Source organism: Phreatobacter sp. AB_2022a (genome assembly GCF_026847585.1).
Classification (GTDB): domain Bacteria; phylum Pseudomonadota; class Alphaproteobacteria; order Rhizobiales; family Phreatobacteraceae; genus Phreatobacter.
This window is the reverse complement of the sequence record NZ_JAPSET010000058.1, coordinates 12,031-31,475: the sequence shown is the minus strand read 5'-3', so window position 1 is coordinate 31,475 and position 19,445 is coordinate 12,031. Positions and strand designations below refer to the sequence as shown.

9 protein-coding genes are annotated in these 19,445 nt (G+C 69.5%); 1 reads left to right on the top strand and 8 read right to left on the bottom strand.

Annotated elements, in window-relative coordinates:
- The 6 genes from OZ671_RS28060 to OZ671_RS28035 form a co-directional block, all read right to left on the bottom strand.
- The coding region (locus OZ671_RS28060) for an efflux RND transporter permease subunit (RefSeq protein ID WP_268863774.1) at positions 1 to 3,133 on the bottom strand (3,133 nt) is incomplete at its 3' end.
- On the bottom strand, positions 3,130 to 4,347 hold the full coding sequence (locus tag OZ671_RS28055; RefSeq protein WP_442957135.1) for an efflux RND transporter periplasmic adaptor subunit: 1,218 nt from the start codon (positions 4,345 to 4,347) through the stop codon (positions 3,130 to 3,132). The genes OZ671_RS28060 and OZ671_RS28055, both read right to left, overlap by 4 nt.
- Positions 4,348 to 4,569: 222 nt before the next feature.
- Entirely contained in the window at positions 4,570 to 5,793 is a 1,224-nt protein-coding gene (locus OZ671_RS28050) for an MFS transporter (protein WP_268863773.1), read from the bottom strand.
- A complete protein-coding gene (locus tag OZ671_RS28045) occupies positions 5,790 to 10,025 on the bottom strand; it encodes an amino acid adenylation domain-containing protein (protein WP_268863772.1) in 4,236 nt (1,411 codons plus the stop codon). The genes OZ671_RS28050 and OZ671_RS28045 overlap by 4 nt, the downstream gene beginning before the upstream one ends.
- Before the next feature lie 263 nt (positions 10,026 to 10,288).
- Positions 10,289 to 10,549 carry a YjhX family toxin gene (locus OZ671_RS28040; protein ID WP_268863775.1) on the bottom strand — a complete coding sequence of 87 codons (261 nt, stop codon included), beginning with the start codon at positions 10,547 to 10,549 and terminating at the stop codon, positions 10,289 to 10,291.
- Positions 10,550 to 10,797: 248 nt separating this feature from the next.
- Entirely contained in the window at positions 10,798 to 11,718 is a 921-nt protein-coding gene (locus tag OZ671_RS28035; RefSeq protein ID WP_268863771.1) for a LysR substrate-binding domain-containing protein, read from the bottom strand.
- 141 nt (positions 11,719 to 11,859) lie between these two features.
- Between OZ671_RS28035 and OZ671_RS28030 the strand changes: the two genes are divergently transcribed.
- Positions 11,860 to 12,735 carry an NAD(P)-dependent oxidoreductase gene (locus OZ671_RS28030; RefSeq protein ID WP_268863770.1) on the top strand — a complete coding sequence of 292 codons (876 nt, stop codon included), beginning with the start codon at positions 11,860 to 11,862 and terminating at the stop codon, positions 12,733 to 12,735.
- Positions 12,736 to 12,821: 86 nt separating this feature from the next.
- Here OZ671_RS28030 and OZ671_RS28025 read toward each other — a convergent pair whose 3' ends face one another.
- Together OZ671_RS28025 and OZ671_RS28020 are read right to left on the bottom strand one after the other, a co-directional pair.
- The gene (locus tag OZ671_RS28025) at positions 12,822 to 16,547 is read right to left on the bottom strand and encodes an autotransporter outer membrane beta-barrel domain-containing protein (RefSeq protein WP_268863769.1); all 3,726 of its coding nucleotides are present in this window, start codon (positions 16,545 to 16,547) and stop codon (positions 12,822 to 12,824) included.
- A gap of 362 nt (positions 16,548 to 16,909) precedes the next feature.
- Positions 16,910 to 19,312 carry an AI-2E family transporter gene (locus OZ671_RS28020; RefSeq protein ID WP_268863768.1) on the bottom strand — a complete coding sequence of 801 codons (2,403 nt, stop codon included), beginning with the start codon at positions 19,310 to 19,312 and terminating at the stop codon, positions 16,910 to 16,912.
- Between the last annotated feature and the right edge of the window lie 133 nt (positions 19,313 to 19,445).

The window sequence follows — 19,445 nt, the reverse complement described above, 5'->3', positions numbered from 1 at the left end:
CACGCCGCAGGACGAGGCGCCGCACGACCACGTAGAAGACCGGCGTCAGGATCAGGCCGAACAGCGTGACGCCGAGCATGCCGGCGAAGACCGCAATCCCCATGGCCTGGCGCATCTCGGCGCCGGCGCCGGAAGCGATCACCAGCGGCACGACGCCGGCGATGAAGGCGAGCGAGGTCATCAGGATGGGGCGCAAGCGCAGCCGCGCGGCTTCCAGCACCGCGGCGAGCGGCTCTGCGCCCTTCCGCTCCTCCTCATGGGCGAACTCGACGATCAGGATGGCGTTCTTGGCGGCGAGGCCGACAAGCACGACGAAGGCGATCTGGGTGAAGATGTTGTTGTCGCCGCCCGCGAACCAGACGCCTGATATCGCCGAGAGCAGCGCGAGCGGCGCGATCAGCAGCACGGCGAAGGGCAGCGACCAGCTGTTGTACTGGGCCGCGAGGATGAGGAAGGCGAGCAACACGGCGAGCGGGAAGACGATCATCGCGGTATTGCCGGCCAGCTTCTCCTGATAGGTGAGGTCGGTCCATTCGAAGGCCAAGCCCGGCGGCAGCGTCTCGCGCAGGATCTTTTCGATCGCCGCCGTCGCCTGGCCCGAGGAGAAGCCGGGCGCCGGCCCGCCGGTGATGTCGACCGACGGGTAGCCGTTGTAATGCATCACCCGGTCCGGCCCGGCACTGGCCGTGACGCTGGCGAGCGCGGCGAGCGGCACCATTTCGCCGGCCACATTGCGCACCTTCAGGCGGGCGATGTCGTCGACCTCGGCGCGGAACGGCGCATCGGCCTGGACGATGACCCGGTAGGTGCGGCCGAAACGGTTGAAGTCGTTGGCGTAGAGCGAGCCGAGATTGACCTGCAGCGTCTCGAAGACGCGCGTCAGCGGCACGCCCTGGATCTTCGCCTTGACGCGGTCGAGATCGACCCTGACCTGCGGCGCATTGACCTGGAAGCTTGCCATCATGCCGGCGAGTTCCGGCGCCTGCATGGCCCTGGACATGACCTCGCCCTGGACGCGGGCGAGCGCCGCGAGGCCGAGGCCGCCGCGATCCTCGATCTGCAGCTTGAAGCCGCCGGTCGTGCCGAGGCCCGGCACGGGCGGCGGCGGGAACATGCCGACGAAGCCGTCGGGGATCTGGCCGAACTTGCCCATCAGCCGGCCGGCGATGGCATGGGCCGAGAGCGAGGGATCGCGCCGCTGATCGAAGGGATCGAGCATGGCGAAGACGACCGCCGCGTTCGGCAGGTTGACGAAGCCGTTCACCGAGAGGCCGGGAAAGGCGACGACGCTTTCGACGCCGCGCTCGGCGAGCGCGATCCTGGACATCTCCTTCACCACCGCCTCGGTGCGGTCGAGCGAAGCGCCCGGCGACAGCTGGGCGATGCCGACGAGGTAATATTTGTCCTGGGCCGGCACGAAGCCGGAGGGGATGGCGCGGAAGCCGAGATAGGTCGCGCCGAGGAGCCCGGCATAGGCGACGAGCACGAGGGCGCTGATGCGGATGGCGCGCCGCGCCGCGCCGACATAGGCGCTGGACGCCCGGTCGAAGAAGCGGTTGAACCGGCGGAAGAACCAGCCGAACAGCACATCGATGAGACGGGTCAGCCGGTCGCGCCCGGCACCGCCGTGGTGCGGCTTCAGCAGCATGCCGGCGAGCGCCGGTGACAGGGTCAGCGAATTGATCGCCGAGAGCACGGTGGAGATGGCGATCGTCACCGCGAACTGCCGGTAGAACTCGCCCTGCAGGCCCGAGAGGAAGGCCGAGGGGATGAAGACCGCCGCCAATACCGAGGTGATCGCGATGATCGGCGCGGTCACCTCGTCCATCGCCTTGCGCGCGGCCTCCCGCGGCTCCTCGCCGAGGCCGATATGGCGCTCGACATTCTCGACCACGACGATGGCGTCGTCGACCACGATGCCGATCGACAGGACGAGGCCGAACAGCGACAGCGTGTTGAGCGAGAAGCCCATCAGATGCATCACCGCCAGCGTGCCGATGAGCGAGATGGGCACGGCGGCGAGCGGGATGATCGAGGCGCGCCAGGTCTGCAGGAACATGACGACGACGATGACGACGAGCACGATCGCCTCCAGCAGCGTCGCGACGACGGCGGCGAGCGAGGCGCGCACGAAGACGGTCGGGTCGTAGGCGATGCGGTATTCGAGGCCTTGCGGGAAGTCCCGGCTCAGCCGCTCCATCTCGGCGCGCACGGCCGCGGAGACGTCGAGCGCATTGGCGCCCGGCCGCTGGATGATCTGCAGGGCCACCGCCGGCTCGCCGTTCAGAAGGCTGCGCAAGGCATAGGCGTCGGCGCCGAGGCTGATGCGCGCGACATCGCCGAGGCGCACCACCTGGCCCTCCGCGCCGGTCTTGACGACGATGTGGCCGAACTCCTCCTCGCTGACGAGCCGGCCGGGCGTGCTCACTGTCACCTGGTAGCTCGCCGCGGGCGAGGGCTGCTGGCCGACCGAGCCGGCGGCGACCTGGACGTTCTGCTCGCGGATGGCGGCGACCACGTCGCTCGCGGTGAGGCCGCGGGCGGCGACCTTGGCCGGGTCGAGCCAGACGCGCATGGCATATTCGCCGGCGCCCCAGACGATGACGTCGCCGACGCCGGTGAGGCGCGCCAGCGTGTCGCGCACCTGGAGGTTGGCGAAATTGGAAATGTAGAGCGGGTCGTAGCGCCGGTCCGGCGAGACGAGATGCACGACCATGAGGATGTCGGGCGAGGTCTTCTGGGTGACGACGCCGATGCGCTGCACCTCCTCGGGCAGGCGCGGCAGGGCGCGCGACACCCGGTTCTGCACCTGGATCTGGGCCATGTCGGGGTCGGTGCCCTGGGCGAAGGTGACGGTCAGCGTCATGCGTCCGTCTGTCGCGGCTTGAGCGCTCATGTAGAGCATGCCCTCGACGCCGTTGATCGACTGTTCGAGCGGGGACGCGACGGTTTCCGCGATCACCTCCGGATTGGCGCCGGGATAGCTCGCCGTCACCTGGACGGTCGGCGGGGTGACCGAGGGATATTCGCTCAAGGGCAGGCGGAGCAGGGCGAGCCCGCCGGCGATCAGCATGAGCGCCGAGAGCACGATGGCGAAGATCGGCCGGTTGATGAAGAAACGCGGCAGGTTCATCGACGCGCCTCCTGCCGTCCGCCGGCGGCGGCACCCGCGGCGGTGCGCTGGTCGGGCGCCATGGCGATGCGCTCCGGCATCACCTGCATGCCGGGCCTGACGAGGCCCTTGAGGATGATGGTCTCGCCGGGATCGAGGCCGCGCGTGACGACACGCAGGCCCGCACTCATCGGCCCGAGCTCAACGGGGCGGTATTCGACCTTGTCGCCGGCGCCGAGCACCAGGACGTAGCGCCGGCCCTGGTCGGCGCCGACCGCCTGGTCGTCGATCAGCACGGTCTCGCGCGGCGCGCTGGTGGCAAGCTTCACCCGCGCGAACAGGCCCGGCGTCAGCAGGTCCTGCGCATTGGGCAGGATGGCGCGGGCGCGGATCGTGCCGGTGCCGCGGTCGACCCGGTTGCCGAGGAAGTGCAGCGTGCCGGCATGGGGATGCCCGGCATCGGTGGCGAGCCCGACGGCGACCGGCAGGGCGGCGCCGGCCCGGGCGCCGTTGAGGAAGCCCAGATAAGCCGGCTCATCGATGTCGAAGTCGACATAGACCGGATCGACCGAGACGATGGTGGTGAGCAGCGTCGCAGCCCCTGTCGCGCCGGTGACGAGATTGCCCTCGGTGACCAGCACGCGATCGACCCGGCCGGCGATCGGCGCGGTGACGCGGGTATAGGAGAGGTCGAGCCGGGCGGCGGCCACCGCCGCCTTCGCCTCCAGCACCTGCGCCTGCCGTTCGCGCCGGCGCGCCACCGCATCGTCGAAGGTCTTGGCGGCGATCGCCCCGCTCGGCACCAGCCGCTGCGAGCGGTTCAGGTCGGTCTCGGCCTGGGCGAGCAGCACCTCGGCGCGTTGCAGTTGCGCCTCCGCCGTCTGCAGCGCCACCTCGAACGGCTTCGGGTCGATCTGGAACAGCAGCTGGCCGCGTTCGACGAGGCCGCCCTCCGGCACGCTCACCGCCTCGATCGCGCCGCCGATGCGCGACCGCAGCTCGACCGTCCTGACCGCCGCGACGACGCCGGTCAGCTCCTGCGAAGCGGCGATCACCCGCGTCACGACCTCTGCCACGGGCACCCGGGGCGGAGGCGGCGCGGCTGCAGCCGCGTCCGCCCCGCCCGAGGCCCATGCCCGGCTGGCGGAAGCCGGCATAGCCTTGAAATGAAGGAGCGCGGCGCCGAGGCCGAGCGCCACCGCCGCAGCCAGGACGACACCTGTCGTTGTTCTCATGGGCCCACCTCGCCGCTGACAAAAGCGGCGCACAGGACGTCACCGCTCGATGATGTCGGCGGACGCTAGGGGTTCCGGTGGCTGGAAGGTCAAGGGGGGGTCGGGGCCGGCATGACAGGCCAATGCGGCGGCGCTTCACCGGAGCTGCGGAGCACGTCGCTCCCCGGTGGCCACCCAGATGAGAGAGGCCTTGCTCACGGCCGCCTTGCCTACCCCGGGCGTCTATTCATTCGCATTGCCGTGCACCCTGCGGAAATCCATTCCCCCCGCCACCATCATCCCCACCGCCGCTCCCCCCATCAGCACCGCAGCGAGCCCGATCGGCAGCGCATGCCCGAGCCCGCCCAGCGCGCCTGACACGACCGACGAGATCGCCCAGCCCATGGCGGCGGCCGAGCCGACCATGCCGAGGATCCAGCCCTGGCGTTCGGGCGGCACGCGGTCGGAGAGCATGGTGACGATGGAGGGATAGGCGATGTTGATGGTGATGCCGGCGAGAAGCCCGGCGGCATAGGCCTGAACGGCCGAGGTGGCGATGAGGCAGAGCACCATGGTCGCGGCGTTGAGGCCGAGGCCTGTCACCGCCAGGGTGCGCATGGCGAAGCGCTCGGCGAGCATGGGCTGGACGAGGCCGTTGGAGAGGCAGAAGCCGATGCCGATGATCGCCATGAACAGGCCGACCTCCGAGAGGGTCAGGTCGAGCCGCGGTGCCTCCATGAGATAGACCGAGACGAAGACGAAGAAGCCGCCCCAGGCGACCTGCATCAGGATGAAGCCGCCGAGAAGGCCGCGCACCGCGGCATCGCCCGCCGCGTCGCGAAAGCACGTCACCCCTTCCCAGAGCGAGATGGCCGACCAGTCGATCCGCCGCGCCGCCACCGGGGCCTCTCGGTCGCGGTCGCGATAGAGGAGCACGAGCGCGACGACGGTCAGAAACGTGCACAGATGCAGCGGCGCCGCGAAGGAGAACGGGGAGAGGCCGGTCGCCAGCACCGGGCCCAGCACGAAGCCGAGCGAGGAGAACAGAAGGCTGTAGCTGAGAAGCCTGGCCTTGTTGCCGCCGCGATCGACCAGCGCCGCCTGGGCGGTGGACTGCGCCGCGGCGGTCGCGCCGCCGATGACCCGCCCGAGGAACAGGAGCGCGAGGCTGCCGGCGTCGATCGCAAGGCCGGCGAGCACATTGCCGACCAGCAAGCCGCTCGCGCAGAGCAGCAGAACGGGCCGGCGCCCCCACTGATCGGACAGGCGGCCGAGCACCGGCGCCATGTAGAGCATGAGGAGGACATAGGTCGCGACCAGCAGGCCGCTGACGAAATTGCGCAGCGGCAGCGCGGCGCCGGGGAGGAAGACCAGGGTCGCCTGGTCGATCAGGAGCGGCCCCAGCAAGGGAATGAGGACCGTGGCGCTGATGGAATCGACGAGGATGAGCAGATAGAGCGCCGTCATGCCGGCGGACCGACCGGTTCACGGGCATGCCTGCGAAGGCTTTCCCGCATCCGCTCGGCAAGGCCCCGGATCGCTGCGGCCTGGTAATTGACCGCGGAATATTGGAAGCGGACCTTCAGCCGGCCCTCGCTGACGATGGCCACCAGATAGAGCCGGAAATCGGCCGGGTTGTCGGCATAGGCGTGGTTCGAGAGATAAAGCAGCTCGTCTTCCGGCTTGTCGAAGACGGCGCCGCGGAAGCTGCTGTCCCAGGTCTCGCCGAAGAAATTGTAGAGGATCCTGACCTGGTCCTGGCCCGCAAGCTCGGCGCCGCGCGGGTGATAGGCGCGGAGCGCGCCATGGGCGATGCCGTGGTTCGGCAGCGCGCGCAACTGGCCGGCGACCTCGTTCAGGCCTCCCGAGAGGACGACCGGCGTATGGGTGGTGAACCAGCCGCAGAGGCGCGTCGGATCGACATCCGCCACCGCCGCTTCGCGGCCATGGCCAACCACATGCAGCATCAGCCGGTCCTGGCCGGTCGCTTCGACGAGCGCGGCCGCGACGCGCTCATAGGCCTGGGGCGGCACCACGTCCAGCATCGGGAGCTCGAAGGTCACGAGGTCGCGCTGGCGGGCCCCGGGCCGCTCATTGTCGGCGGCGAAGGTCGGGCCCTGCTGGGCGAGCCAGAAGGGCAGCTCGGCCTCGGCCTCCGGGCTCGCGGCGTAGGCGATGAGCCCTTCCACCCAGGCCTTGTAGGAGCCGCCGGAGGGCGGCAGCGCCTCGCCGCGATAGGCACGCTGCAGGTCCGAGACCAGCGCGCCCCAGGAGAGGCCGTCGGTCACCAGGTGATGGCAGATCAGCACGAGGCGCTGGCCGGCTTCGGTCGAGAACAGCGCCGCGCGCATGATCGGCCCGCGCGCGATGTCGAGGGTTTCCTGCATCGCCGCCGCCCGGGCACCGACCTCGGCCAGCGGAATGGCGGCGCAGTCGAGCGGCACCTCCAATCCGTCCTCGGCATAGAACTGCCGGCCACCGTCGAAGCGCAGCCGCAGGGCGTCGTGATGGGCGACGAGCCGGCCGAGCGCGCCGCGCAACCGTTCCGGCTCCACCGCGCAGCGGAACACGGCGGAGACGTTGAACTGCCGCGGCCGCTCGGTCGCCCAGGAGAAATAATAACGCTGCATGGGCGAGAGTGGCACGTCGCCGACCGCCGCGGCCGCCTCGGCCTTGCGGGCTGGCGCGAGGCTCCGGGCGAGTTCGGCGATGGTTGGCGTTCGCTGGAGCATCGCAGCATCGAAGGGCACGCCCGCTTCCCGGGCGCGGATGCCGAGGAGCACGGCGAGCAGGGAATCGCCACCGAGCGCGTAGAAATTGTCGTGGATGCCGATCGGCTCGTGCTCCAGCACGAACTGCCAGACATCGACCAGCGCGGCCTCGATCGGCGTGCGCGGCGCGACATAGGGCAGGTCGTCCGCGGTGCGGGCGACGTCCACCCGGGGCAGTGCCTTGCGGTCGACCTTGCCATTGGCCGAGAGCGGAATGCGGTCGAGCGGCGCGAAGACGCGCGGAATCATGTAATAGGGCAGCCGGTCCTGCAGCGCCGCGCGCATCGCGGCCGCGTCGAGCGGTGCCTCCGAGACGACATAGGCGACCAGGAACTTGCCCTTGCGGTCCGGCTGCTCCTGGCCGTCGACGATGGCCGCGGTCACGCCCGGCAAGGCCTGGATCGCCCCCTCGATCTCGCCGAGCTCGATGCGGAAGCCGTTGATCTTCACCTGGAAGTCGGCGCGGCCGAGGAACTCCACCTGCCCGTCCGGCAGCCAGCGGCCGAGATCGCCGGTGTAATAGATGCGCTCGCCGGTGGCGGGATAGGTGATGAAGGCGGCATCGGTCTTCTCGGCATCCTTCCAATAGCCGCGCGCGAGGCAGACGCCGCCCATGAAGATCCGGCCGGGCATGAAGGGCGGGCACGGATTGAGGCCCTGGTCGAGCACCAGCATCGTCTGGTTCAGCATGGCCCGGCCATAAGGAATGGTGGTCCAGATCGGGTCCACCGCGCCGATGCGGTACCAGTTGGAAATGATCGAGGTCTCGGTCGGTCCGCCGACGCTCCAGAGCGCGGCCCCGGGGGCGAGCGGGCGGATGCGGTCGGGCAGGTCGACCGGGATCTTGTCGCCACCCATCATGAAGACGCGCATCGTCGGCAGCGGCTCGCCCGACTGCGCCCACATCTCCACATACATGGGCACGCTGGTCCAGATGCTCGCCCGATGCTGGCGCGCGATCTCCACCCAGTGCAGCGGCTCCAAGTGGCGGCTCTCGTCGGGTATGACCACGCCGGCGCCGGCCGAAAGCATGCCGAAAATGTCGTAGACCGAGAGGTCGAAGGCGAAATCGGACAGCTGAAGCGACCGGTCGCCGGGCCCGACGCGGTGCTCCTCATTGGCGTTGCGCAGGGTGTTCATCACACTGAAATGGGTCAGCGTCACGCCCTTCGGCCTGCCGGTCGAGCCGGAGGTGAAGAGCACGTAGCAGATGTCACCGAGATCGTTGACGGGTGCCAGGCGCGTCTCCGGCTCGGCCGCCCAGAGGGCCTCCTCGTCCACGGCAAGGCCGGGACGGCCGAGGCGATCGACGACGCGGGCCTGCGACAGCACCACCGCGACGTCGCCCTGCGCGATGACGGCGTCCATGCGCTCGGCCGGCCAGGCGGCATTGATCGGCAGGTAGCCGCCCCCCGCCTTGAGGATGGCCATGCAGGCGACCGCCTGCTCCCATCCCTTCTCCATCATCACCGCCACCAGCCGGTTCGGGCCGACGCCGCGGCGGCGCAGGCCGTGGGCGATGCGATTGGTCAGCCGCTCCATCTCGCCATAGCTGATCACCCGCTCGCGGGTGAGCAGGGCCGGCGCCTCCGGCTGCCGCGCCGCCCAGTCGGAAAAGGCCTCGTGGAGCAGCTGGAGATCGGTGCGCGGCGCGGGCGCCGGGGTCCAGTCCCGCGCGATGCGCTCGACCTCCACGGGGGTCGCCAGCATGAGCTTTGCGAGCGGCGCGTCAGGCTCGGCGGCGACGCGTTCGGCCAGCACGGCGAGATGGGCCGCGAGTTCCTCGACGAAGCGCCGGGTGAACTGGCGGGCGCTGTACTGGATGCGCACGTCGAGCCGGTCGCCCTCGGCGAAAGCGAGGAACAGGAGGTCCGTCTGGCAATCCAGGGTCTCGATCGGCTGCGCCGTTCCGAGCGCGAAGGGCCCGCGCGGGTTGGCCCAGGACACCGAGACGTTGGGCAGCTGGATCGCGTCCCCGGGGCGCGCCTTGCGCAGGCCCGCGATGACGTCCTGGAACGGCAGCCGGTCATGCGCGCGGGTGGCGCGCCGCTGCTCCTGCACCGCGGCCACGAGCCGGGCGAAGGAGAGCTCGGGCGTGAAATGCGCGGTGGCGATGAGCGAATTGACAAAGGAGCCGAGAGAACGCGCGAAATCGCGGCCGCGCAGGTCGGTCGGATAGAGCACCGCCACCGTCTCCTGCTCGGTATAGCGGTGGATCAGCGCCTGGATGAGCGCGAGCGTGGTAACGAAGGGGCTCACCTTCATCTCGGGCAGGCGCAAGGAGAAATAGAGATTGCCGTCGCCCTCGCCGCGATAGGTCTCGCGCCGGGTCGGCAGGCCGGCACGGAAGTCGGAGCCGGCCAGCGTCGCGGCCCAATAGGCCCTGTCCGCCGCCTGCGCCGCGCTGCCGCGATAGGCGGCTTCCTGCGCAAGCCAGGCTTCGGGCCCCGGCCCCGGCTCGGGCACGGCCTCGCCGTGATAGCGCGCGCTCACCTCCTCGAGCAGCAGCAGCAGCGCGCTGCCGTCGAGGATCACGTGGCTGCCATTGACGACGAGGACGTCGCCGCACAGCACGAAGCGGAACAGCGGACCATTTTCCAGGTCGAACGGTTCGGTGACGGCCCATTCCCAGCTCGCCGACCGCCCCAGCACCTCGGCCGGCGTCTCGCCGACGACCTGGACCGGCCTGCCGTCCACCTCCTTGACCACCGAGCGCAGTGCAGGATGGGCGTCCACCGCCGCGCGCAGCGCCCGTTCCAGCCGCTGCGGATCGACGTCCGGATGCAGCCGGTAGACGAGCGGCACACTATAGGCGGAGCTTTCCGGCGCGCGCTTGCACTCCAGCCAGATGCGCTGGGTGACCGCGGCAAGCGGCATGGCGGGAGCCGCGGCCGGCGCCCGGGCGAGGGCCTCTGCCAGATCGGTCATGGAAACCTCCCCTGCGACAGCCGGCCTGCACTCGTCGTCGCGAGCGAAGACTTGGGATCCTGTTCGGCTTATCTCGTGCGTGAAAGCAAAGGGGATATCGAAGACCAGTCTTCGGGAAAACGGAAACGATTGGAAAAGTTTGGAATGCTCGAAATGGAATATTTTCCAATCCGCCTTGTCCGCGCCGGCTGCGCCGCACCCCCCAAGGCACTGCCCCGGGGGGCGGGCATGATGACGCCAGAGCGGAGCGCTTGCGCCCCGCCTCAGCGGTTGTCCATCTGCGCGCGCAGCGACCGCAAGCCGTGCCGCGTGATGCGGTAGGGCGCGCCGTCCCGGCTGGCGATCAGCCGCTTGCGCCGGAGCGATCCGAAGATCGCCAGGGTGCAATCGGCGAGCCGCCAGCCCTCGCGCGTGAAGCAGTCGACCTCGCGGATGCTGCCGGTGTCTGCGTCGCGGCGGTGCTGGATGCGCCCGCCCTGCGCCAGCGCGTGCAGCACGCGCTGTTCGGCCTTCGAGATGTTCATTGTGAAGGTAAGCCCGCTTTCGCCGACCATGCCGGGGACGCATCGCTCCGACGCGCATGGCAGGCGCAACACATCGCGCGATGGAACCGCATCCCATCGCGTGTTCGGGCAGCAAGCGGGATCGATATCCCCGAGCCGCCTATGTGGCGGGCACAAGCTCAGACAATGACATGGCGCGATCCACTAGCGGCGCGGCGGACTTTTGGCAACCGCGTCGGCGCCCGGATTGCCGGACGCGCCGCGGATCCTCAGCCGAGGTGCACGGGCTCCGCGCCGAACGGCGACTGCGAGAGATCGTCGATGAGCCGGTCGGCAACCACCCGGACGGCGGGCAGCTGGCCGCGGCGATGCGGCATCAGCAGGGTCGTCGTCACCCCGCGCGCGGTCCAGCCCGGCAGCAGGCGGACCAGCGCGCCGGATGCGATCAGCGGCGCGCAGAAGCCGCTCGCCAGGCAGGCCACGCCGAGCCCGGCCCGCGCCGCCTCCCGCAGCGCTACGGTCTCGTTGGCGACATAGCGCGGCGACGGCGCGATCTCGGCCACCGCGCCCGCTTCGTCGCGCAGGGTCCAGGTCCGATCCGAGGGTGAGGCCACGAGGCCGTCGCAGCCGTCGAGATCGCCGGGCTCCGATGGCATACCTTTCGCCGCGGCATAACCCGCCGATGCGACCAGCCAGGCGGGGTCGTCATGGATGCGGCGCTGCACGAGATCGGTATCGGGCAAAGGCGCGAAGTGGTTCCGGATGGCGATGTCGAAGCCGTCCTGCACGATGTCGACGAACCGGTCGGAAACGTCGAGCATGATGCGGACCTTCGGATAGGCGGCCGCAAGGCGCGGCAGCAGCGGCGCCAGGCGGAACTGGGCGATCGGCAGCGAGGCCGTGATCCGCACCGTTCCGCTCGGCTCAGCCAGATGGCCCTTGACGACATTCTCCGCGGCCTCGGCCTCGATCAGCATGGCCGCGGCGTGGCGATGAAAATCCCGGCCGACCGCGGTGACGGCGAAGCTGCGCGAGGTTCGCTGGATCAGGCGCACGCCGACCGCCCTTTCCAGCTCGGAGAGCCTCTTGCTGAGCGTCGATTTCGGCAGGCCGAGGGCGCGGCCGGCCGCAGCGAAGCCGCCGTGGTTCACCACCTGAACGAAAACGAGGAGGTCGTTGAGATTCAGCATTTCGGCGGCACATCGTTCCGGTCTGTGGACGATAGGTCCACGGATAACCCGCTACAGGCCCGGCGTCCAACACCGCATCTCCTGGTCACCGTCGTCGGCAAGGCCGGCGGGCCTTGCGAACCAGGAAAGATGCACACGGACATGGCTACCATCGCGATCCTCGGCCTCGGGGCCATGGGACAGGCGCTCGCCGCCCGCCTTCTGACACAGGGACACGCCGTCACGGTCTGGAACCGCACGCGCGGCAAGGCCATGGCGCTCGCCGCCAAGGGTGCGCGCGAGGCCGCTTCGGCCGCCGAGGCCGTCGCCGCCAGCGACATCGCCGTGCTGTGCGTGCTGGACTATGCGGCCGCGGCCGCCGTGATCGACGATGCGGCGCCGGCGCTCGCCGGGCGGACGCTGGTCAACCTCACCAACGGCACGCCGGCACAGGCGCGCGCCGCGGCCGAACATGCCGCCGGACTGGAGGCCGCCTATCTCGACGGCGGCATCATGGCGACGCCGCCGATGATCGGCGGCGAGCATGCGCTCATTCTCTACAGCGGGTCGAAGACGACCTTCGACGCGCATGCCGCAACGCTCGAAGGGCTCGGCACGGCGCGCTATCTCGGCGCGGATGCCGGGCTCGCTTCGCTGCACGATCTGGCGCTCCTCAGCGGCATGTACGGGCTGTTCGCCGGCTTCTTCCAGGCCACCGCGCTGGTCGATTCCGAAGGCATCGGCGCAGGCGAGTTCCTGAAGCTCCTCGTCCCCTGGATGACCGCCATGATGGGCGAACTGCCCGGCTATGCCGAGAAGATCGACAGCGGCGACCATCGCGTCGGCGTGGTGTCCGGTCTCGGCATGCAGACCGCCTCCCTCGGCAATATCCTGACCGCCATCAGCGAGCAGGGCGTCGCCACCGATCTGCTCGCACCAATGCTGGATCTCTTCCGCAGGCGGCTCGGTCCGGGAACCGCGGACGAAGACATTTCCGGCGTCTTCGAGCTGATCCGGCGGACACGCGCCGGCGACTGAGCCGGACCGGGCGCACTCGTACGACGTGGAGGCCAGGTCCGGAGCGTCGCGTGGACGGCCGGCGCGCGCGGCGCCGGCAAGAGACGTCACCAGTTGAGCCGGACGCCGAAGGTGCCGGTGGCGGCGGTCTGGCGGCTGCGGCCATCGAGCGACCAGCGGTAGCTGGCCTGCCCGTAGAAGCTCAGCGTCTGGTTGACCCGCGCGGTGACGCCGCCACCGACCTCGAGCGCGGTGCCGCCGAAGCGGGTCTCGATGGTGGGCGAGGACTGGCCGAAGACCGCGCCGTCGCTGCCGGAGAAGGCGTGCCAGAGATTGACCCGCGCGAAGGGCTGCCAGAGCGTGCCCCGCGCGTCCTGGTCGGTATATTGCAGCCGGGCCCCGAGCCGTCCGGTCCAGGCATGGCCCTCGCTCCAGCTCACGCTGGAATAGGCGTCACCGGAGCGATCCACCGCGATGCCCTGGGAGATGATCTGCACCTGCGGCTCGATCTGCCAGCGGTTGCCCGCGCCGAAGCGGATCGGGTAGCCGGCTTCCAGCGAAGCCGTGTAGCCGGTGGCCTTGGTGGAAAGTCCGGTGCCGTAGTCCGAGCGCGCGTTGACGGTGTACCAGGTGCCCTGGAAAACGGCGTCGACATACCAGCCGCCGGGACCGAAATGGGTCCAGTAGGCGCCGGCCGAAGAGCCGGCCATGGACAGCTTGCCAACGCGCAGGTTCTGGACGCCGAGGGCGAAACCGGAGACCGAGGATGCGCTGTAGTCGGCATAGGCGCCGTAGACGCCGAAATGGTCGCGATGGCCACCGGCATAGGGCTCGGTCCGGATGAGGTCGATGCCGGCCTGCAGGCCGATGAGGTCGGCCGCGGCGCGGCTGCCGACCGTGCCGTCCCAGCGGCTGCCGGTGCGTTCGCCGATGATGCGGCCCCAGACGCCGCTGGCATGGCCGCGGGTCGGCAGGCCGCGGATGTTCTCTTCCTCGCCGACACGCTCGTGCAGGGTGCCGAGGGTCGCAAGCGCGATCTGCCGGCCGACCGCAGGGATCGGCGCATAGAGCGCCACTTCCGGGCGATAGAGCGGGATCACCGGCTCGCTCGGCGGCGGGGGCGGGGGCGGGCTGGTCGGGTCCGTGGCGCTCGGAATCAGGTGGGAGCGCAGGAACCAGTCGTTCGGATCGGTGCTGCCGCCGCGGAAAAGCTGGTATTCATAGGCCCCCGCGGCGACGCGGTGGCCGAGCGTGAAGGCCCCGGCGGCGGTGGTGCCGCCGCCCGTCACCTGCACCAGCCGGATGCCGTCGGCGGTGGTCAGCGCACCCGGGCCGCCGGTATTGGTGATCAGCACCGCCGTGCTGCCGGTGGCGGCGCCGCCATTCACCACCAGGACGTTGGTCGGCGCGTTGTCTGCACCGAGATAGGTGTTGAAGCCGATCCGGCCATTGCTGCCGGCATAGCTGCCGACCGAAAGCACGGTATAGGCCGCGTCACGCGCGAGGAACTGGATCAGGCCGGCATTGGTGACGGCGCCGGTCGCGTTGGAATCCCCGGTCACGACCCAGGCGCTGCCGGCGTCGATGCCGACGGTGGTCGCGTTTCGCGCGAGGCCGGTCCAGCGGCTGCCATCCGCCAGCGCGACGCGCGCGGTGTTGCCGGCATCGGCCAGCAGGTCGCCGGTCCATTGCGACGCAGTCAGGCTTGCGCTCGCGGTATTGCCCGGGCCGACGAGCACGAGATTGCCCGCCCAGCGGCTGCCGGCGAGATTGTAGGCGAGGGTCGAAGGATCGACGACGATGTCGCCGGCAAGCGCCGGCATGCCGGACACGTTCAGCGTGAGGTTGGCCGCATGGCCTGCGCCATCCTCGGTCACCTGCGCCAGCAGCAGCCGCCCATTGACGACGGCCGGACTGATCGTGGTGCCGCCGCTGATCGAGACAGTGCCGGTGCTGCCTTCGGCCAGGACGATCGCACCGCTCGCGGCGGCGAGGCTGCCGCCGATGACCGACACGGTGCTCGGCGCGGCGCCGGCGAGGTGGATCGCGGCGGCGCCGGCGCCGCTCACGGTCACCGCGGTGCCCGCGACGGCGAGCGTGCCGCTGTCGACGGCGGCGATGCCATGCGCGGCGCTGCCCGTGGTGGCCACCGAGCCTCCGGCAATCTCCACGGCGCCGCCGCTGCCGGCCTGGACGCCCGCGGCGCCTGCACCGGCGGTGGTGATGCTGCCACGGATCAGGGCTACGGCGCTGCCGGCATCCTCGGCCCGGGCGCCGACGGCGCCCTGCCCCTGCGTGGCGATGGTGACGTCCGTGCCCGCGATCGTGCCGCCAGCCATCGCGTGCAGTCCCGCCGCACGGATGTTGGCGGTGCTGATCGTGGTGCCGGTCAGGATGATGCCACTGCCGGCATCCGTCGCCCGGGCGCCGTCGGCGGCGCCGGCGGCAGGCGTCTCGGCGCCCCGGGTCGCGATGCTGCCGCCGGCCATCATCGCCGTGCCGCCCTGGCTGACCCTGACGCCGACGGCGCCGTCGCCGCCGGTCGTGACCTTGACATTGTCGGCCAGCAGCCGGCTGCCGGCACCCGACACATCCGCGCCATGCGCTTCCCGGCCGATCTCGGCGCTCGGGAACTGCAGGACCGGCGGATCGCCGGTGGTCACCCGGTAGCCGGTGCTGACCTCGGTGTTCCTCACGATGATCGTGCTTCCGCCGCCGGCAAGCAGGCCGGCGCTGGACGGGCCGGTGGTGCGGACGATGGTGCCGGTCAGGGTGACCGTGCTGCCGGCATCCGCGCGCGCGCCGGCGGAATTGGGCTGATAGGTGAAGATGCCGTAGCCGGCAAAGTCGATCCGCGCCCCCGCATCGGCCCAGACGCCCGGGCTGTTCGCGCCATAGGTGGCGGATGTCGCGCCGTTGCTGACCTCGATCCTGCTGCCGCCGCCGCGGGCGAGGATGCCGGGCGTGGCGGCGATGATGGTGCCGCCGTCATAGTCGCCGGTGGCGACCGCCCCGCCATTGAGCACGATCGTTCCACCGCCGTCGGCGAACAGGCCGGCGCTGCCGTTGCTAGAGACGTTCACGTAGACCCGGTTCAGGACGAGACTGCTGCCGGCGCCCGAAGCGACGGCGCCGAAGGCATCGCTTGCGCCTGTGCTGAAGGTGCTCAGATTGTTCAGGACGATCGAGCCGCCGGCGGCCGCGAACACGGCCGAAGCGCCTGTGCCGGAGGTCTGGATATCGCTGCGGGTGAGCGAGACGATCCCGCCGCCGGCCGCATAGACGCCATACGCGCCGTTGCCGGAGGTGCTCACCGCGCTGTCGATCAGCAGAACGCTGCTGCCGGTCCCGACCGCCCTGACGCCGTAGGCTCCGGCATCGTTGGTGTGGATCGCCGTGTTGTCGGCGGTGATCAGGCCGCCGCCTTCGGCGTTGAGCCCGTGGCTGCCCACGCCATTGGTCGTGATCTCGCTGAGCGTGGCGCTGTCCGGCGTGCCCGTCAGGACGATCGTTCCGCCTGCCGTCGCCTGCGCACCATAACCGCTGCCGGTCACCAGGAGATGGGTGGAGGTGGCGCGGTAGCTGCCGCTGCCGGAAACGTCGATCACCGTGCCCGCGCTCTCGCGCGCGGTGAAGGCCGGGTCTTCGCAACTGCCCGAGGAGAGGCTGACCGCTGCCGGCGGCGGCGCGCATTGCGCGAGCGCCGCCCCGAAGGGCAGGAGCACCGTCATGACGACGGCCAGGCCGGCGCAATGGCGGCTGGTGGAACTCAGCAGCGCCGCCTTCAGCGCACTGCCGATAGACCTGTCGAAGCGGCGAGCGGCAATTTCCATTTCTGCACTGTTATTGTCCAACCGCCCCACTCCTCTTCCGCGAATCATCAGACGCTGGACACTTTTGAGTATCAGTGGCGGAAAAGCTTAGTAAATCCTTATGACTGCGCTGTCGCCGCAGGCCGGACTCCACCCGCGAAGCCGGCCGGGACGTGGACGAGCTCGATGCGCCGCGCGATATGCGGCCAACGTCCCGCGCTGGCGGGCTCTCGGCGAAAGGCGATCCCGCCCGGCCGCCGGTTTGCAAGCCTTGGAAGCCCGCCGTGCCGAAGTGCGGGAGCGATCGGCGAAGCGGCCACCGCTCGGGCCCGAGGCCCGGGCAGCCGACCGATGACATCACGCCGCGATCGGTGCACCGACCCTCATTCCGGCACGGATTGGCCGAGAGATGCCGACCCTTTCGACGAAAGCTTGGAACGCAGAGCGTTCCCGCCCTCCTGTCCCGCGATCGCGGCGACGACATCCGCGGCGAGAGCATTGAGCAGGTCCTCTTCGTCCTTCGCCAGGTCCCGTGGCCTGGTGTCCAGCAGGCAGAGGGCGCCGAACACGTGTCCCTGCTCCGTGCGCAAGGGCGCGCCCGCATAGAACCGCGTGTTCCAGAGCGCTATGGCCGGATGGTCGGCGAACCGGGGATCGCGCTTCGTATCCGGCACCACCAGCGTCTCGCCGCTCGACACGACGTGATCACAGACCGCCTCCTCGCGAGGCATGGTGATCATGTCGGTCCCGTCGGCGGTCAGCGTTCCCGGCAGATTGCGGCTTTGCCCGATGATGAACTCCCGATCGGCGTCGATCGCGGAGATCACCGCGAAACCGACGTCGAACGCCTCGGCGGCTCGCCTCGCGAGTCCATCCAGCTCCTCGCGGGCCCGGCCGTCGAGCACGCCGGAAAGGCCGAGCGCCCGAACGCGCTCGTCGTCGTTTTCCGGGGCCTGCGCCTTCTGGGCCGCGAGCGCCTCGTCGGGCGCCGCCATCCGGTGAATCCTGCGAACCCCTTCCTCGACCGACGCGACGACTTCATCGGCGCCGAGGCGCTGGCGCGGATCAGCCTCCAGAAGCTCGGCCGGAGCGTTCCAGAGCGCCAGCACGATGCGCAGCCCGGGCCATCTGTGGCGCAGACGACGGCAGAAATGCTTCGCCGCCTTCTCCGGCTCCGCACTGAAGTAGGTCACGCAGACAATGCCGTCCTGCTCCAGGTCCAGCTTGTCCAGATAGCTCGCCGTCACGACCCCTGCCGAGCGGAAATCCGCCGGGACGCCGTCGAGCGAAAGGGCATGGGCAAGCATCTCCGCGGAAACGGAATCGATCTGCCATTTGCCACCGATGCATGTCACGCGCGGCGGGGCACCCGCGCGATCCGGCGCGGCATATTGTTCCCTGAGGTCGTCGAGCAGGGCATCCATTCCGTTGGCCACGCGCAAGCGGTGTTCGGCGGTCGCATGGCGCAGATGGTCTTCGCCCGCGAGGCGCAGAACCTCGATGCCGGCGGTGTTGTAGAAATCGCGGACCGAGGTCGTCGCGATCTCTTCATTGACGATCGCGATCGCCTCGTCCGGGTCGTCGGCCAGCAATCTCTGATAGATCCGCGTCGGCAGATTCAATGCCGGCGTCGATCCAAGGAGCGTGTCGAGGAACCGGAGCTGGGGCAGATTGCGCCCGACGACGAGCAGGCAGACGGTCAATGGGGTGGACAGGACCAGACCCAGCGGTCCCCAGAGCGCCGTCCAGAACATGGCCGACACCATCAAGGACATGGCCGACAGCCCCGTGCTGGAACCGTAGAGGAGCGGCTCGACCACATTGTTGCTGACGAGCTCCAGCACCAGGATCAGAGCGACGGTCCAGATCACCATGTTCCAGCCGGGATCGACGGCAAAAGCCAGCGCGATCGGGAAGATCGCCGAGATCATCGGCCCCACATACGGGACGAACCGCATGACGGCCGCGACCGTGCCCCACAGGAGCGCTCCGGGAACGCCGATGAACCAGAGACCCAGCCCGATCGGCACGCCGTAGCTGACGTTCACCATCAGCTGCATAAGAAGATATTTGCTGATCCGGCTGCCGGCCTCCTCCATCGCGTCCGTCGATCGATGCAGGTTGCCGCCGAGCATGCGAAGCAGCCGATCGCGCAGATCCCTCCGATCCAGCAGGACCAGGCAGACGAAGACGAAAACGATGCCGGCCGTCGCGATCGGCTCGAGCGAGGGGATCAGCCATTCGAAGGCGGTCTGGAACGGCGACTTCGACGCCGGGACGAGCTCGACGCGCTGGGGCCTGCTGCTGTCCGCGGAGGAAGGCTCCGCGGTCTGAACTTCTCTTTGCACGGTATCGACGGTCGCCAGCGCGCCGTCGAAAATGCCGGGGCCGCCAAACTGCGTGCGCAGATCCGCGATCTTGGTTCGGATCGTCGATTGATAAGTCGGGAGATCCTGGCTGAGGCTCCGAACCTGGGATCCCAGCAGCAGGCCGAAACCGCCGAGAATCGCGAGGGCCGTCGTGATCACGAGGATGACGGCGAGCACGTGCGGCAGGCCGATCCGTTCGAACCAGACGACGACCGGATTGAGCGCAAAGCCGATCAGGAAGGCTATCGCCAGCGGGATCAGCACGCTGCGGCCATAAAAGAGCCCGGCGACGATGACGGCGACGCAGACCAGCGCGGCGGCGATTTTCACCACGTCGGCGTGCTGGGAATGATCTTGAAACAACTCCTTCCGAGAGACGACCGAAGCAGAAGCATCATTCCGCACACTCTCTCCCATGCTCTACTCCATAAATGAATGATCCGAATATCGAATAGAACACGCGGAAGAAACCCGACGATCAATCGTCGACTTTCGCTCGCGAGCCGTTTGCCAGGGACGATAGACCACGGATTGGTTCACGACCAAGCGA

Bases quoted from the DNA above. Each gene is read 5' to 3' on its own strand.
- OZ671_RS28030 (WP_268863770.1), top strand. From the start codon at position 11,860: ATGGCTACCATCGCGATCCTCGGCCTCGGGGCCATGGGACAGGCGCTC.
- OZ671_RS28055 (WP_442957135.1), bottom strand. From the start codon at position 4,347: ATGAGAACAACGACAGGTGTCGTCCTGGCTGCGGCGGTGGCGCTCGGC.
- OZ671_RS28045 (WP_268863772.1), bottom strand. From the start codon at position 10,025: ATGACCGATCTGGCAGAGGCCCTCGCCCGGGCGCCGGCCGCGGCTCCC.
- OZ671_RS28020 (WP_268863768.1), bottom strand. From the start codon at position 19,312: ATGGGAGAGAGTGTGCGGAATGATGCTTCTGCTTCGGTCGTCTCTCGG.
- OZ671_RS28050 (WP_268863773.1), bottom strand. From the start codon at position 5,793: ATGACGGCGCTCTATCTGCTCATCCTCGTCGATTCCATCAGCGCCACG.
- OZ671_RS28035 (WP_268863771.1), bottom strand. From the start codon at position 11,718: ATGCTGAATCTCAACGACCTCCTCGTTTTCGTTCAGGTGGTGAACCAC.
- OZ671_RS28025 (WP_268863769.1), bottom strand. From the start codon at position 16,547: ATGGAAATTGCCGCTCGCCGCTTCGACAGGTCTATCGGCAGTGCGCTG.
- OZ671_RS28040 (WP_268863775.1), bottom strand. From the start codon at position 10,549: ATGAACATCTCGAAGGCCGAACAGCGCGTGCTGCACGCGCTGGCGCAG.